The organism is Brevundimonas sp. SS2672, assembly GCF_059579685.1.
The window spans coordinates 2,605,623-2,619,940 of the sequence record NZ_CM184201.1 but is presented as its reverse complement, the minus strand read 5'-3'; the positions used below and the strand labels follow the sequence as shown (position 1 = coordinate 2,619,940).

Here is a 14,318-nt window from a genome sequence, read left to right as displayed (position 1 = left end):
AGAGCTAACTTTGAGGAGGCCAACCGCCCGCGCGGCTGAGGGCGCTGGGGTTGGGCTTGCCGATCTGGCCGCCGATCCAGCGCGCCGTAGCGATAAGGGCGTCCAGGTCGTAGCCGGTCGAATAGCCCGCGCGCTCCAGCATATAGACCAGATCCTCGGTGGCGATGTTGCCGGTCGCGCCGGGGGCGAAGGGGCAGCCGCCGATGCCGCCGACCGAGGCGTCCAGCACGTCCACGCCCGCCTCGACGCCCGCATAGGCGTTGGCAAGGCCCGTGTTGCGGGTGTCGTGGAAATGCAGGCGCAACGTGGCGTCAGGCGCGGCCTGGCGGGCGGCTTCGACCTTCTTCGTCACGCTCCACGGATCGCCGACGCCGATGGTGTCGGCCAGGGCGATCTCCTCGACGCCGAGCGCCGCGATGCGGGCGACAAGGTCGCTGACCTGCTGCACCGAGACCTCGCCGTCGAACGGGCAGCCCCAGACGCAGGACAGGGTGGCCGACAGCTTGGGCGTCGCGCCCGGCGCGCCGTCTGCATTGGCGCGGCCCGCCACGATCTCGGACAGCATCTGCACCTGCTGGTCGACGCTGAGGCCCTGGTTCTTCAGGCCGAAGCCGTCGGTGGCGGACATGGCGACGTTGACCTCGTCCACCGCCGTGCCCAGCGCGCGGTCATAGCCCTTGCCGTTCAAAACAAGGCCGATGCGGCTGTGGCCCTCAGTGCGGGGCAGGGCGGCCATGACCTCTTCGGCGCCTGCCATCTGTGGCACGTATTTGGGGTGGACGAAGCTGACGGCCTCGATGCGTCTGGCTCCCGCCGCCTCGAGCCGCTGGACGAAGTCGGCGCGGGCGGCCGGCTCCAGCACCGTCTTCTCGTTCTGCAGGCCGTCGCGCGGGCCGACCTCGACGATCTGGATGAAGCGGCTCATCGGGCGATGCTCCTTTGGCCGGGCCCGGCCGGGGCGTAGACGGTCAGGCGCACGTCGTCGCCCGAGGAGTAGTTGTGGCCGCTGACCACGCCGACGGCCCGCCCGGCGGCGCCCAGGTCGGCCAGGGCGCGGCGGAAGGCTTCGTCGTCTCGGGCCTCGACGATGGCCGGGCGGCCTTCAGCCAGGGCGCGGGCGGCGCCGGCGCCGTCGGTCAGCTGGGTGTCCTTGCCGGTCAGGAAGACGAAGCTGGGCTCATGGAAGGTGGTGATGGCCACCGGCCCCGGATAGCGGCCTTGGGCGGGGTTCAGCTCGGCCGAGTCCAGCGTCTGCACCAGGCGCGGCGCGATCGACAGGGGGCGCAACTGCCGGATGGTCCCGGCCAGCCCCGCGTGGGCCAGAACGCCGAAGACGACGGCGATCAGCACCCCGGTGATCGCCGCGCGGTTGACCAGCAGGAAGCCTCCCACGGCGGCGGCCATGACGGCGAAGACGATGGTGACCGTAGCCCAGGTCTGGGCGGTCGAGCGGCCGAACTCGGTCAGGCCGTAGACGGTGATCAGACAGATGACCACGGCGGCGAACAGGCCCAGCAGGGCGCCGGTGACGCGCGAGACTTTGCCGATCGGCTGGGTCAGGGCGGCGGCGGCCAGCAGGGCGATCGCCCCGAAGGTCGGCAGGGTGTAGTGCCACAGCTTGGTCGGAGCCAGTTCGAACATCAGCCAGGCTGGGACCAGCCAGCAGACGGCGAAGCGGATCGCGGGCTCGGCCCGGCGATGCCAGCCCGTCGACAGGGCGGCGGGCAGCATCAGGGTGACGGGGAACAGCAGCAGCGGCGACAGCAGCACATACATGCCGGGGAAGCCGCCGTGACTTTCATGAGCGCCTGCGATCTTGGGCGCCAGATCCCCGCCGATGGCCTCGCGCCAGAATCCGCCGTCGGTGGCGATGGTGATGGCGATGGCCCATGGCCCGACCAGCAGGGCCACCAGCGGCAGGCCCCAGCCCCAGCCCAGCTGCCCCAGCCACCGGATGTTCCGGTCCCACAGCGACAGGGCGATGATGGTCAGGGCCACGACCAGCAGGCCGATCGGCCCCTTGATCAGTATGGACAGACCGATGCCCGCCCAGAACAGCAGCTTGTGCAGCCGGTTCGCCTTCTCGCCCGCTCGCGTCGCCATATAGATGCGCGCCAGCGCCGCCATCGACAGGGTGGTCAGACCCGCCAGCATGGCGTCGGTCTTGGCGATGCCCGCCTCGGTCGACAACAGGAAGGTCGCGCCCAGCATGACGCCGGCCAGGAAGCCCGCCCTCTGACCGAACAGGGCGGCGCCCGCCCAGGCCACGGCCCAGGCCGCCAGCATGGCGCCCAGCAGCGACGGCAGGCGATAGGGCTGGATGTTGCGGTCCTCGACGTCCGAGGTCGCGGCCACGGCCGCCGCCTGCATCCAGTAGATGCCGATGGGCTTCTTCCAGCGCGGATCGTCCTGGAAGCGGATGTCGACATAGTCGCCGCCCTCCAGCATCTGGGCGGTGGCCTGGGCGAAGCGGCTCTCGTCCCGATCCAGCGGCGGCAGCAGCAGCAGGCCGGGCAGGCCGGCGATCAGGGCCAGCAGGGCCGCAAGGACAGGGCCGCGCCAGCCGGCGATGTAGCGATCCAGGTTCGGGCGGTTCATGCCGCTGTCGTATCACGCCGGGTGCGGCCCCGGAAGCTTCACCTTCCTCATCGCTTGTGGACGCGCCGTTTCGCCCAGGCGCGGCCTGCGCTAAAGAGCGTCGATGATCGACCGCTCCGCTTCTTCGCCCGACATTTCCGTCGTCGTGCCCGTGCATGACGAATCCGGCGCCGCCGTGCTCCTGGCGCGCGAGATCGCCGAGGCCTTCGCCGGGCGGTCCTATGAGATGATCTTCGTCAACGACGCCAGCCGGGATCTCGACCCTGGCCGAGCTGCAGGCGGCGATGGCGGAACTGCCCGCCCTGCGGGTGCTGTCGCACGGAACCAATGCGGGGCAGAGCCGGGCGGTGCGCACCGGCGTCCTGGCCGCGCGGGCGCCGATCGTGGTGACCCTGGACGGCGACGGCCAGAACCCGCCCGCCGACGCGCCGCGTCTGGTCGACGCCCTGCTGGCCGCCCCTCCCAGCGTCGCGCTGGTCGGCGGGGTGCGCGCCAAGCGCCAGGACACCAACGCCAAGCGTCAGGCGTCGCTATGGGCCAACCGCATCCGCAAGAAGCTGCTGGGCGACGACGCCGACGACACCGGCTGCGGGCTGAAGGCGTTTCGCCGCGACGTCTTCCTGCGCCTGCCCTACTTCGATCACATCCACCGCTACCTGCCCGCCCTGATGATCCGCGAGGGGTATGAGAACCGCTACCTCGACGTCGATCACCGCCACCGCGAGACGGGCCGGTCGAAATACACCAACTGGGGACGACTGCGGGCGTCCTTCTCGGACCTGCTGGGCGTGATGTGGTTGAAGTCCCGCTCGCGGCGTCCGGGCGACATCCGCGAGTTCTGAGAACGCTACCCCTACGCCGTCATCCTCGGGTCAAGCCCGAGGATCCAGTTGTCCGCCTGCCCGACGGCCGGGAGTGAGGGCGTCGCTGCGCTCGATCCTCGGGGCAAGCCCGAGGATGACGGCGGGAGGGGAGGAGCCTCCTAGCTGAACGCCAGAAAGATCACGGCCACCACGGTCACGTCGAACAGGCGGGAGGCAAGGCTGAAAGCGGCGGGCATGGCGCGATCCGAAAGCGGTTGAGCCTTCGTCTACGCAAGTCGCGCGCCAGTCGCCCTCAGATCTCGGTCTTGCGCGACCGTCCGGGCGAGGGGCGCCGATCGTGCCGCCCCGAATATTCCCGGCCCAGATAGGTGGTGCGCGCCGCATCCAGCACCGGCGCCCCGCCCTTCAGCCCGCGCTTCTGCCCCGACTGGCCCAGCACCTGGGCGGCGAAGGCGGCGGGCGGCGGAGGCGGGGTGACGGCAGGCTTTGCCGGGGAGGCGGCAGGATCGGCCGCCTCGTCCGACGTCTCGGCCTCGGTCGGGACCAGGGCGCGGGCGCGCCGCCGCTCGCGACGGCGACGGTCGCCCTCGCGGCGGTCGTCCACGACGGGATCGTTCAGCGGTCCCGCCGCGCCGATGGGACGGATCTCGTCCGTCACGGGCGGCCTCAGCCCTTGGACTGGGCGAGGCGGTCGATCTGGGCCCGCATCTCGTCCATCTGGCGGCGCATCTCGTCCAGGGCCGCCCCGTCCTTCGCCGGTTCGGCCTTGGCCTCGGCGGCCGCAGGCGTCTCGGCCGCTTCGCCTTCGGGGCGGCCGTAGGCGAAGCCGGGGAACATCCGCATGGCGCGCTCGAACATGGCCATGTTCTGGCGCACGGCCTCTTCCATCAGATTGCCGCCGGGCGCCGAGGCGAAGGCGCGCGTGAACTGGCCGCGCAACTGCTCCTGCTGGCGGGTGAAGCTGTCCAGCGACATCTCCAGATATGACGGCAGCACCCCCTGCATGGAGTTGCCGTAGAAGCCGATCAGCTGACGCAGGAACTGCACCGGCAGCAGGGCCTCGCCCCGGCTTTCTTCCTCGAAGATGATCTGGGTCAGGATCTGGCGCGTCAGATCGTCATTGGTCTTGGCGTCGTAGACGGTGAACTCCACGCCCTCGCGCACCATGCGGGCCAAATCATCCAGCGTCACATAGGCGCTGGTGGCGGTGTTGTAGAGCCGCCGGTTCGCATACTTCTTGATGACGACCATGCCGTCACGGGTTTTTCCGCCCTCGGATTTCTTGTCGGTCACGCTTGTTCTCGCGATGTTGCAACGCCCAAGCATCCCGCATTGCGCGCGCGAAGGCGAGTCCCGTCTTTGACGCGGCTCAGACGTTCACCAGCACCACGCCGATCAGCACGGCGGCCCAGTGCACCCCGGCCCCCGTGACGACGAAGCCGTGCCAGATGGCCCGGCGGAACCTGACCTTCTGGCGGATGAAGACGAAGACGCCGGCCGTATAGATCAGCCCGCCGGCTACCAGCAGGCCCAGCGCCAGCGGATGCACCGTCTCGATCATCGGCTTCAGCGCGAACACCGCCACCCAGCCGAACAGGACGTAGATCACGCTCCAGAAGGCGTCGGACAGGCGCGGCGCCAGCATCTTCACGCCCGCGCCGACGATGGCCATGGTCCACACCGCCAGGGTGAAGCCCACGGACCATGCCCCCTCGAAGCGCACGGTCGTAAAGGGCGTGTAGCTGCCCGCGATCATCAGGAAGATGGCCGCCTCGTCCAACCGCCGCAGCACCGGCCGCGCCGCACACGGATGGGTCAGGTTGTAGATGGTCGAGGCCGTCAGCATGGCCACCAGACACAGGGCGTAGATGGCCGTCGAGACCGCCGCGCCCACCCCCGCATAGACGCCGGCCAGCACCGCGAGCACCACGCCTCCCGCCGCCGCCAGGGCCAGACCCACGGCGTGCACCCACAGATCGGCCAGCCGCTCGGCCCGCGTCTGATAGTGTTCGATCATGTCCAGATCGTCGGGGGTGCAGATGCGGCGGGCCAGACGTTTCAGCATGTGGGGGCTTTCGGCAAGGTCGCGTCTCCTTCTCCTTCTGAAAGCGCGGCTGCGGGCATCGTTCCCGGCGGATGCTGCGGCGCGGCGATGACGTTTTGCTGATTGCTGCATCGCAACAGGTGACGAGCGCCTGCGAATGCGGCACAACCTCGCGCAAAGAATTTCTCCAGGGAGTGAATAAAAATGACCGACGTCGTCATCGTCTCCGCCGCCCGCACGCCGGTCGGCTCCTTCCTCGGCGCCCTGTCGACCCTGCCGGCCTCCAAGCTGGGCGAGGTCGCCATCAAGGCGGCGCTGGAGCGCGCAGGCGTGGCCGCCGCTGATGTGGACGAGGTGATCCTGGGCCAGGTGCTGCAGGCGGGCGCGGGCCAGGGCCCGGCGCGTCAGGCCGCCATCGGCGCGGGCCTGGCCAATGAAACCCCGGCCTGGAGCCTGAACCAGCTGTGCGGCTCGGGCCTGCGTGCCGTGGCCCTGGCCTATCAGCAGATCGTGCAGGGCGATGCGAAGATCGTCGTCGCCGGCGGCCAGGAAAGCATGAGCCAGTCGCCGCACACGGCCCAGCTGCGCAACGGCCAGAAGATGGGCGAGCTGGCCTTCAAGGACAGCATGCTGCAGGACGGCCTGATCGACGCCTTCCACGGCTATCACATGGGCCAGACGGCCGAGAACATAGCCGCCAAATGGTCGATCGACCGCGCGTCTCAGGACGCCTTCGCCGTCGCCTCGCAGAACAAGGCCGAGGCCGCCCAGAAGGCGGGCAAGTTCGCCGACGAAATCGTTCCCGTCACCATCTCGACCCGCAAGGGCGACGTGGTCGTGGATCAGGACGAATACATCCGCCACGGCGCGACCCTCGAGGCGATGGAGAAGCTGAAGCCCGCCTTCGTCAAGGACGGCACGGTGACGGCGGCCAACGCCTCGGGCATCAACGACGGCGCCGCCGCTCTGGTGCTGATGTCGGCCGATGAAGCCAAGGCGCGCGGGCTTGAGCCGTTGGCCCGCATCGCGTCGTGGGCCACCGCGGGCGTCGATCCGGCCATCATGGGCACCGGCCCGATCCCGGCCTCGAAGAAGGCGCTGGAGAAGGCGGGCTGGACCGTCGCCGATCTGGACCTGATCGAATCCAACGAGGCCTTCGCCGCCCAGTCGCTGTGCGTGGTCAAGGAGCTGGGCCTCGACCCGGCCAAGGTCAACGTCAACGGCGGCGCCATCGCCATCGGCCACCCGGTCGGCGCCTCGGGCGCGCGCATCCTGACCACCCTGCTGCACGAGATGAAGCGCTTGGGCGCGAAGAAGGGCCTGGCCACCCTGTGCATCGGCGGCGGCATGGGCGTGGCGATGTGCGTGGAGTGCTAAGAGCTTTAACGATAGACTGAAACTGTAAAGGCCGGCGAGCGATCGTCGGCCTTTTTTGTTGCGCCCTATCACCCCGCTCATCCCGGCGGACGCCGGGACCCAGTGCTTTTGGCTTCAGGCGCTTCGTCTTGGCTTTGCTGCTTCAAGAACCCTGAAGACTGATGTGCGTCGTTCGCACTGGATCCCGGCGTCCGCCGGGACGAGCGGGTGGTGATGGCAGAGCCTCGTCTCAGAACCCCCGCCGCCAGCTGCCGAGCAGGGCGTAGCCGGTCGGGGCGTCGGCGCGGTGCTGTTCTTCGCGGCTGGCGACGGCCTCCAACTGTAGCCACGACCCGCCCGGCAGGGCGTGCAGGCTGCGGACGCTGAAGTCGATCTGCCGCCCTGACGGCGCGGCCGAGAAACGCCGCTCCGAGAAGGTCACCGGATCGAAATAGTCCAGCGGCGCGTCGGCCAGATAGGCGCTGAACGTCCCGTCCTCGATCCGCAGGGGCTGGGAAATTTCCCACGTCAGGCTGCGGCAGCCGAGGGCCTTGGCGAAGGACCACGTCGGACAGGCCGACTGCAGCGACGCGCGCCAGGTCGAGCTGAGCGCCGGGGCCGACAGGTGCAGGAACCGCCCCTCCAGTTCGGTGCGGCCGAAACCCGCCTCGCCCGACAGGGTGAAGCCGCGCCCCAGGTCCACATCCGCCCCGACCGCCGCAAAGCGGGTACGCGACGGCAGGGCGAAGTCCGACTGCGTCGGCAAGTAGGCCCCCAGCGGCCCCATCCGCTCGTCCAGCGCGCCCAGACTGAACGAAAGGCCGCCGTTCTCGGCGCGCCAGTCCAGCCCGGCGCGGGCGTAGGTCGAGGCGTCTCGCTCGACCGGACGTAAGGGAGCGCGCCGGTCGCCGGACCCGCTCTCGGCGCTGAAGGTCAGGGCGCCGAAGTTCAGGGCCCCGCGTAGGGCGTGATCCGCCTGGCTCAGGGCCACGAAGCCGTCGCCGGACCCGCTGCGGAACGGCGATCGCGCCCCGCCCTGGCCCTGCCACGCCGCGAACGACAGCCGCCCGGCTTGAACGTCGAACAGTGCCTCGCCGCGCGTCTCGTCGCCCAGCCACGGCGCGTCATAAGGGCTGTAGCGCGCCGCCACGGGCTCGGGGGTGGCCACGGGCGTGGCGGCGGCCAACGACAGTCGCGTTCCGCCCGGCGTGTCGAGCGTCACCTGCGACTGCTGCATGGGGGTTGGGTTGCTGGGCTGGTAGCTGCGGCGCGGCGCGGGGCCGTAGGCGGCGCCGAGGTCCACCCGAAACAGCCGTTCATACTCGTCGTAGGCGATGGTGCCGAGCGCCCCTGTGCGGCCCATCGCGTCCCCGAACGGCCCGCCGACATGGGCGCCGGGCGCCACGGCGATGCTCACGGGCGTCCCCGCCGCCATGGGCGAGGCGGTCGCGCCCACCGGCTGGAAGGCGCGGGCGATGTCCAGGGCGCCGCGTCCGAAGATGATGTCCGTCCCCGCATCGCCCAGGTCCGCTCCGGTACGCAGCAGGATGTCCACCGCTTCACGACCGGTCAGATTGGGAAAGGCCTCCAGCAAAAGGGCCAGGGCGCCCGCCACGGCGGGGGAGGCGAAGGAGGTGCCTCCGCCCTTCCAGCACTGGTCGCCTTCGCAATTGAAGACGACCTCGACGCCCGGCGCGGTCAGATAGGCGCTCTGGGACACGCCGGCCCTGTTGGAGAAGTCGCCGAGCTGGCGCGCGCGATCATGGGCGCCGACGACGATGATCGAGCCGGCGAAGCGCGGATCGCTGGCGTAGCGGCCGGGCCATTCGGGATTGACGCCGGCCTCATTGCCGGCGGCGACGGCGAAGACGACTCCTGCGTTGACCGCCCGCTGCAGGGCCGCCTCGAACTGCGAGCCCAGCGGCCCTTCGCCGCCCAGGGACAGGTTGATGATCCGGGCGCCGTTCTGCACGGCGTAGTCCAGGGAGCGCGTCAGGTCGGACGAACGGAAGCAGATCTTGTCGTCGGGATCGGTGCAGTCGCTGACGTCGGCGCGGATCGACATGATGGTGGCGTTGAAGGCCACGCCGACCGTGCCGTAGTTGTTGAACGGCGCGGCGATGATGCTGGCGACGCTGGCTCCGTGGTCGTCCGTGCCCTCGGGCTGGTTGCGGCCGGGCACGACGTCGGTGGACAGGGGCGAGATGTTCACGCCCAGGTCCCGGTGGTTCAGCTTGATGCCGCTGTCGACTACGGCGACGGTCATGCCGCGCCCGGTCGCGCCCTGTCGCCAGGCGCTGATGGCCCCGGTGTCTCCGACGCCCCAGTTGCGCAGATATTCCGATGACGTCGCGCTGGGGATCGCCGGAGGTGGGGGAGGAGGCGGAGGTGGTGGCGGTGGAGGCGGCGGCGACGGCGTGACGACGCCTCCGCCCATTCCTCCGCCTCCGCCGCCCCCGCAAGCCGCCAATGGCAGGGCCAGAAGGCCCAGGACGCTGATCGAGATCGCGTATCGTCGCAGTCGTTGAACGGACATGGTTTCCTCTCCCGAAACCTATCCAGCTATTAGGCGGGTTTCGAAGAGATTGACGAGTCCGCTCGGTCGAGCGCTCAGGTCAGTCGCGCAGCAGTTCATTCACGCCGGTCTTGGCGCGGGTCTGGGCGTCGACGCGCTTGACGATGACGGCGCAATACAGGCTGGGACCGCCGTTCGGGTCGGGCAGGGCGCCCGGCACGACGACAGAGTAAGCCGGGACCTCGCCGCGGAAGATCTCGCCCGTCGCCCGGTCGACGATCTTGGTCGAGGCCGACAGATAGACGCCCATGGCCAGGACCGCGCCCTCGCGAACGATGACGCCTTCGGCCACCTCGGCGCGGGCGCCGATGAAGCAGCCGTCTTCGATGATGGTCGGGTTGGCCTGCAGCGGCTCCAGCACGCCGCCGATCCCCGCGCCGCCCGACAGGTGGACGTTCTTGCCGATCTGCGCGCAGGAGCCGACCGTGGCCCAGGCGTCGACCATCGAGCCTTCATCGACATAGGCGCCGATGTTCACGAAGGACGGCATCAGCACGACGTTCTTGCCGACATAGGCGCCGCGACGGACGACGGCGCCCGGCACCGAGCGGAAGCCGGCGGCCTGATAGTCGGCGGCGCTCCAGTCGCCGAACTTGTTGGGCACCTTGTCCCAGAAGGGGCCGATTCCCGCCGGGTGATCGGCCGACAGCGGCAAGGTCGGGGCGTGGCCGGCGCGCATGATGACGTTTTCGTTCAGGCGGAAGGACAGCAGCACCGCCTTCTTCAGCCACTGGTGCGTGCTCCACACGCCGTTCTCGCTGCGCGAGGCGACGCGCGCCTGGCCGGAATCCAGCAGGGCCAGGGCGGTGTCGACGGCGTCGCGCACCTCGCCGCGCGTGGCGGGCGAGACCTCGGCGCGGGCTTCCCAGGCGGCCTCGATGACGGATTCCAGGTGGGTCAGGTCGGTCATTGCGGATCTCCGTCCAGCATGGCGGTGGTCAGGAAGGGGCCGAGGGAGGCGGCCCGGTGTTGGATGTGGTCGCCCTCGGCGGTGAAGGCCTTAGGCCCGACCAGGACGGTGGTCATGCCCAGGTCGCGCGCCGGCTCCAGGTTCTTGGGCGTGTCCTCGAAGAAACAGGCGGTCGCCGGATCGACGCCGAAGCGCGTCAGCATCTTGTGGAAGGTGCGCGGGTCCGGCTTGGGGATCAGGTCGGCGTCCTCCAACGCGAACACTCCGTCGAAGAAGGGCGTCAGCTCCAGCTTCTCCATCACCCGCCTGGCGTGACCGGCCGAGCCGTTGGTGAAGATCAGACGCGGGCCGTTCAACCGCGCCAGCGCCGCGTGCAGGCCGGGATCGGGCGCTAGCACGTCCAGCGGCACGTCGTGGACCTCGGCCAGGAAGTGATGCGGGTCGATCTCATAGTGCATCATCAGCCCGGCGAGGGAGGTGCCGTAGTCATGCAGATAACCGCGCTGCACCGACAGGGCCTCGGCCGATTCCAGACCGGACGTCCGCACGACGTACTGATTGATGCGCTGCTCCACCTGACGCAGGAACTGCGTCTCGGGCGGATACAGGGTGTTGTCCAGGTCGAAGACCCAGGACCGGACATGACGCAGGTCTGCGGCGATCTCCGTCGAGGCGGAGTCCGGCCGGGCGGTTTCGGGCGCCGTCTTCGACGCCGAACCCGTCACTTCCTTTTGACCAGGGTGCCGGCGCCGTGCTCGGTGAACAGTTCGACCAGCATGGCGTGCGGCCGGCGCCCGTCCAGGATGACCACGGCCTCGACGCCCGCGCGGACGGCGGCCATGGCCGTCTCCAGCTTGGGGATCATGCCGCCGGTGGCGACGCCCGCGTCGATCAGGCCTTGCGCCTCGTCCAGCGTCATCTGGCGGATGATCTCGCCGTCGGCGCCCTTGACCCCCGGCACGTCGGTCAGCAGCAGCATCCGCTTGGCGTGCAGGGCGCCCGCCACGGCCCCGGCCACGGTGTCGGCGTTGACGTTGTAGGTCTGGCCGTCCTCGGCCACGCCGATGGGGGCGATGACCGGCACCCAGTCCTCGGTCTCCGAGGCGATCAGACCCTTGATCAGCTTGGGATCGACCTTGGTCGGTTCGCCGACGAAGCCCAGATCGACTTCATGCTCGATCATGCTGTCGGGGTCGCGCTTGGTCCGGCGCGTCTTCTCGACCGTCATCAGGCCGGCGTCCTTGCCCGACAGGCCCACGCCGCGCACGTCGGCTTCCTTGCCGGCGACGGTGATCCAGTGGGCGATCTCTTTGTTGACGGCGCCGGACAGGACCATCTCGGCCACCGTCATGGTGTCCCTGTCCGTCACGCGCAGGCCGTCGACGAAGGCCGACTTCACCCCCGCCTTGTCCAGCATGGCGCTGATCTGAGGGCCGCCGCCGTGAACGACCACGGGGTTCACTCCCATCAGCTTCAGCAGCACCACGTCCGCGGCGAACTGCTTCGCCACCGCGCTCTCGCCCATGGCGTGGCCGCCGTATTTGATGACCACGGTCTCGCGGTCATAAACTTGGATATAGGGCAGGGCCTCGGCGAGCGTCTTCGCCGTCTCCCAGCCGCGTTCCTCGGATTGCCGATCAGTCTCTATCATCGTGCGGGCTCGATAGCCCCAAGGGCGACGGGAGTCACGGGCGAAGGTGCTGTTGAAGTTAGCGAGGGTTGTCATTCTTTCGTAATTCTATGATCGGGTACTTCCTTTCTGCGCGATTCAGATTAGGCATCCTCGCATGAGATTATATCCTGTCATTATGTGCGGCGGTGCGGGAACCAGGCTTTGGCCGGCCTCTCGCCCCTCAAGGCCTAAGCAGTTCATCCCGCTTTCAGGTAACCGCTCCCTTTTTCAGGAAGCCGTTTTGCGAACGCAGCCGCTGGTTTCCGGTGGTGGGCGCATTATTGTTATTGGCGGCCAGACGCATCGCAGCGCCATTCTAGAACAGCTTCATGAAATCGACGTCGTTGCTCAAGTCCTGCTTGAGCCTGAGGCGCGAGATCTCGGCAGCCGCTATGGCGGCGGCGGCGGCATGGACGGAGCAACACGACGCGGACGGCGTGAACGTTTTTGTCGCGTCAGATCACCATATTCCGGACCATGGCGCCTTCTGCGAAGCCGTACGAAAGGCGAGCGAAGGCGCGTTGAAGGGGCATATCGTCACTCTGGGTGTCAAGCCGACAGAACCCTCGACAGCTTATGGATACATTCAGCCAGCTACGAGTAAGCTTGCTCCAGTGCAACAGTTTGTTGAAAAGCCGGACCGAAATGTAGCTCGAGATTACATTGAAAAAGGTTTTCTTTGGAATAGCGGAAATTTCATACTTTCCGCCAAGGTGCTGCTTTCTGAGCTCGCGCATTATGCTCCCGATGTTCTTCAATCGGCGAGAGCGTCGGTTAATGGTTGTGCTGGAGATGTCTTTGATCTTGGTGTGGATTTTCGTTCAGCGCCTAAGATTTCAATCGACTATGCCTTGATGGAGCGTACGCAGCGAGCTTGGGTCTTGCCGGTCGATTTCCAATGGTCGGATCTGGGAGCTTGGGACGCGGTCGCCGCAACGGGCGAAGGGGAATTCGGCGGCCATATCTTCGAGGACGCTGAAGGATGCATGGCTCGCGCACCCGAAGGCGTGGTTGTCGCGGCGCTTGGGGTTCGAAACCTGGCCATTGTGGTTGAAGGCGACGCTGTCTTGGTATGCGATCTGTCTCGGGCTCAAGACGTGAAGAAGGTGGTGGAGCGACTGCGAAAGTCTTCTCCGCAGCATATAGACTTCGTCAAACCGGAAATGGAGACGCTTGAAGCTGGTGCGCGCCGATTCCGGGAGTGGTTGCGCTTACGCGCATTGCCGCTTTGGTCGTCTGTGGGGCAGGCTGAGAATGGATCGTTTGCGGAATTACTCAATCTTGATGGACGAAGTGTAGCGGCGGAGCGACGTGCGCGCGTTCAGGCTCGGCAGATTTATGTTTTCGCGCAGGCTGGATTACTTGGATGGCAAGGGTCTTGGCGTCAGAACGTCATGGACGGGCTTGCATATCTGGAACGAACCTTCCTGCGTCCGGACGGCTTCATGCGAACGTTGGTGGCGCATGACGGCTCGCCTCTGGACGACGATTTCCGTGTCTACGATCAGGCTTTTCTCCTGCTCGCGCTAGCGACGGCTAAGAAAGCGGGCGTTGACTGGGAGGGGCGTGCTGAAACGGTCGCCCATGAGGTGAGGAGGCGGTTGCTGGAAAGGGCGGATGACGGTGGAGCCATCGTCGAAGCCGGAGACCAGCCGTACCAGTCAAACGCCCACATGCACCTGCTGGAGGCGGCCTTGGCTTGGTCCGAGGTCAGCGATGATCCGGCGTGGAGTACGCTTGTAGAGCAGGTTGCGGGCTTGGCCACGACTGTTTTCATGGATTCGAAGACCGGCCGGTTGAGAGAGTTTTTCGAGGCTGACTGGACGCCCGCTTCCGGCGAGAAAGGGCGTCTTGTCGAGCCGGGTCATCAATTCGAATGGGCTTGGTTGTTGGCGCGCTTGCACCGTAGCGGCGGAGATCCGAGGTGGCTGACGGCCGCTAGAACTCTATTTGATCGTGGGGTGGAGGGAGTGGATGCGCGCGGTCAAGTCGCCGTAGACGCTTTGGATGAGGAAGGGGAGTTCGTGTACGGCGCGCTCGTCTATGGCCTCAGACGGAGTGGCTGAAAGCCTCCCTGCTTCTTGCTGATCTGTGTCCGTCAGATGAAGATCGTTTTCTTTCGGAGGCGGCTCGCGCTCAGCGCGCCGTTTGGACATATCTGACCCACGATGGACTTTGGCGGGATAAGAGGCTTGAAAACGGCCGCTTCATTGATGAAGCTGCGCCTGCCAGTTCATTGTATCATATTGTTTCCGCCTTTACGCAGGTCGCTGAAGCGGGAACCTTGGGGAGCGGCGCTCCCTCACTTGCTCTGAGCTAAAGAGGCACTGGGTTTTTGT

General features: G+C 67.5%; 12 protein-coding genes and 2 pseudogenes. 5 read left to right on the top strand and 9 right to left on the bottom strand.

Going from position 1 to position 14,318, the window contains the following annotated elements; genetic code table 11:
• Nucleotides 1–4: 4 nt before the first annotated feature.
• Nucleotides 5–925 carry a hydroxymethylglutaryl-CoA lyase gene (locus AC52GN_RS13240; RefSeq protein ID WP_496527385.1) on the bottom strand — a complete coding sequence of 307 codons (921 nt, stop codon included), beginning with the start codon at nucleotides 923–925 and terminating at the stop codon, nucleotides 5–7.
• Entirely contained in the window at nucleotides 922–2,598 is a 1,677-nt protein-coding gene (locus AC52GN_RS13235; protein WP_496527384.1) for an ArnT family glycosyltransferase, read from the bottom strand. The genes AC52GN_RS13240 and AC52GN_RS13235 overlap by 4 nt, the downstream gene beginning before the upstream one ends.
• A 103-nt stretch (nucleotides 2,599–2,701) precedes the next feature.
• Here AC52GN_RS13235 and AC52GN_RS13230 point away from each other — a divergent pair.
• Nucleotides 2,702–3,440, top strand: a pseudogene (locus tag AC52GN_RS13230) (glycosyltransferase family 2 protein).
• Between the two features lie 274 nt (nucleotides 3,441–3,714).
• Here AC52GN_RS13230 and AC52GN_RS13225 read toward each other — a convergent pair.
• The 3 genes from AC52GN_RS13225 to trhA form a co-directional block, all read right to left on the bottom strand.
• On the bottom strand, nucleotides 3,715–4,080 hold the full coding sequence (locus AC52GN_RS13225; RefSeq protein ID WP_346486104.1) for a hypothetical protein: 366 nt from the start codon (nucleotides 4,078–4,080) through the stop codon (nucleotides 3,715–3,717).
• A gap of 8 nt (nucleotides 4,081–4,088) precedes the next feature.
• Nucleotides 4,089–4,673: a polyhydroxyalkanoate synthesis repressor PhaR gene (gene phaR, locus AC52GN_RS13220; RefSeq protein WP_291783382.1), complete on the bottom strand. Its 585-nt coding sequence runs from the start codon at nucleotides 4,671–4,673 to the stop codon at nucleotides 4,089–4,091.
• A gap of 118 nt (nucleotides 4,674–4,791) precedes the next feature.
• Nucleotides 4,792–5,487, bottom strand: a complete 696-nt coding sequence (trhA, locus tag AC52GN_RS13215; protein ID WP_313418649.1) for a PAQR family membrane homeostasis protein TrhA — start codon at nucleotides 5,485–5,487, stop codon at nucleotides 4,792–4,794.
• A gap of 183 nt (nucleotides 5,488–5,670) precedes the next feature.
• Between trhA and AC52GN_RS13210 the strand changes: the two genes are divergently transcribed.
• Nucleotides 5,671–6,843, top strand: a complete 1,173-nt coding sequence (locus AC52GN_RS13210) for an acetyl-CoA C-acetyltransferase (RefSeq protein WP_496527383.1) — start codon at nucleotides 5,671–5,673, stop codon at nucleotides 6,841–6,843.
• A 229-nt stretch (nucleotides 6,844–7,072) separates the two neighbouring features.
• Here AC52GN_RS13210 and AC52GN_RS13205 read toward each other — a convergent pair whose 3' ends face one another.
• The 4 genes from AC52GN_RS13205 to argB form a co-directional block, all read right to left on the bottom strand.
• Nucleotides 7,073–9,088, bottom strand: a complete 2,016-nt coding sequence (locus AC52GN_RS13205; RefSeq protein WP_496527382.1) for a S8 family peptidase — start codon at nucleotides 9,086–9,088, stop codon at nucleotides 7,073–7,075.
• Nucleotides 9,089–9,437: 349 nt separating this feature from the next.
• On the bottom strand, nucleotides 9,438–10,307 hold the full coding sequence (dapD, locus tag AC52GN_RS13200) for a 2,3,4,5-tetrahydropyridine-2,6-dicarboxylate N-succinyltransferase (protein ID WP_496527381.1): 870 nt from the start codon (nucleotides 10,305–10,307) through the stop codon (nucleotides 9,438–9,440).
• Complete coding sequence (locus tag AC52GN_RS13195) at nucleotides 10,304–11,032, bottom strand: pyrimidine 5'-nucleotidase (RefSeq protein WP_291783233.1); 729 nt, start codon at nucleotides 11,030–11,032, stop codon at nucleotides 10,304–10,306. Before AC52GN_RS13195 ends, dapD begins: the two co-directional genes overlap by 4 nt.
• Complete coding sequence (gene argB / locus AC52GN_RS13190) at nucleotides 11,029–11,958, bottom strand: acetylglutamate kinase (RefSeq protein WP_496527380.1); 930 nt, start codon at nucleotides 11,956–11,958, stop codon at nucleotides 11,029–11,031. The genes AC52GN_RS13195 and argB overlap by 4 nt, the downstream gene beginning before the upstream one ends.
• A gap of 136 nt (nucleotides 11,959–12,094) precedes the next feature.
• On the opposite strand from argB, the pseudogene AC52GN_RS13185 reads away from it, so the two are divergent.
• From AC52GN_RS13185 to AC52GN_RS13175, 3 genes and pseudogenes are all read left to right on the top strand, one after another.
• A pseudogene (locus AC52GN_RS13185) lies at nucleotides 12,095–12,298 on the top strand (sugar phosphate nucleotidyltransferase); the annotation flags it as partial.
• A 10-nt stretch (nucleotides 12,299–12,308) separates the two neighbouring features.
• Complete coding sequence (locus AC52GN_RS13180; protein WP_496527379.1) at nucleotides 12,309–14,045, top strand: AGE family epimerase/isomerase; 1,737 nt, start codon at nucleotides 12,309–12,311, stop codon at nucleotides 14,043–14,045.
• Complete coding sequence (locus tag AC52GN_RS13175; RefSeq protein ID WP_496528813.1) at nucleotides 14,042–14,299, top strand: hypothetical protein; 258 nt, start codon at nucleotides 14,042–14,044, stop codon at nucleotides 14,297–14,299. The genes AC52GN_RS13180 and AC52GN_RS13175 overlap by 4 nt, the downstream gene beginning before the upstream one ends.
• Nucleotides 14,300–14,318: the final 19 nt, after the last annotated feature.

Coding starts and splice junctions, on each gene's coding strand:
- AC52GN_RS13240 (WP_496527385.1), bottom strand. CDS start 925: ATGAGCCGCTTCATCCAGATCGTCGAGGTCGGCCCGCGCGACGGCCTG.
- AC52GN_RS13235 (WP_496527384.1), bottom strand. CDS start 2,598: ATGAACCGCCCGAACCTGGATCGCTACATCGCCGGCTGGCGCGGCCCT.
- phaR (WP_291783382.1), bottom strand. CDS start 4,673: ATGGTCGTCATCAAGAAGTATGCGAACCGGCGGCTCTACAACACCGCC.
- trhA (WP_313418649.1), bottom strand. CDS start 5,487: ATGCTGAAACGTCTGGCCCGCCGCATCTGCACCCCCGACGATCTGGAC.
- AC52GN_RS13210 (WP_496527383.1), top strand. CDS start 5,671: ATGACCGACGTCGTCATCGTCTCCGCCGCCCGCACGCCGGTCGGCTCC.
- AC52GN_RS13205 (WP_496527382.1), bottom strand. CDS start 9,088: ATGACCGTCGCCGTAGTCGACAGCGGCATCAAGCTGAACCACCGGGAC.
- dapD (WP_496527381.1), bottom strand. CDS start 10,307: ATGACCGACCTGACCCACCTGGAATCCGTCATCGAGGCCGCCTGGGAA.
- argB (WP_496527380.1), bottom strand. CDS start 11,958: ATGATAGAGACTGATCGGCAATCCGAGGAACGCGGCTGGGAGACGGCG.
- AC52GN_RS13180 (WP_496527379.1), top strand. CDS start 12,309: ATGAAATCGACGTCGTTGCTCAAGTCCTGCTTGAGCCTGAGGCGCGAG.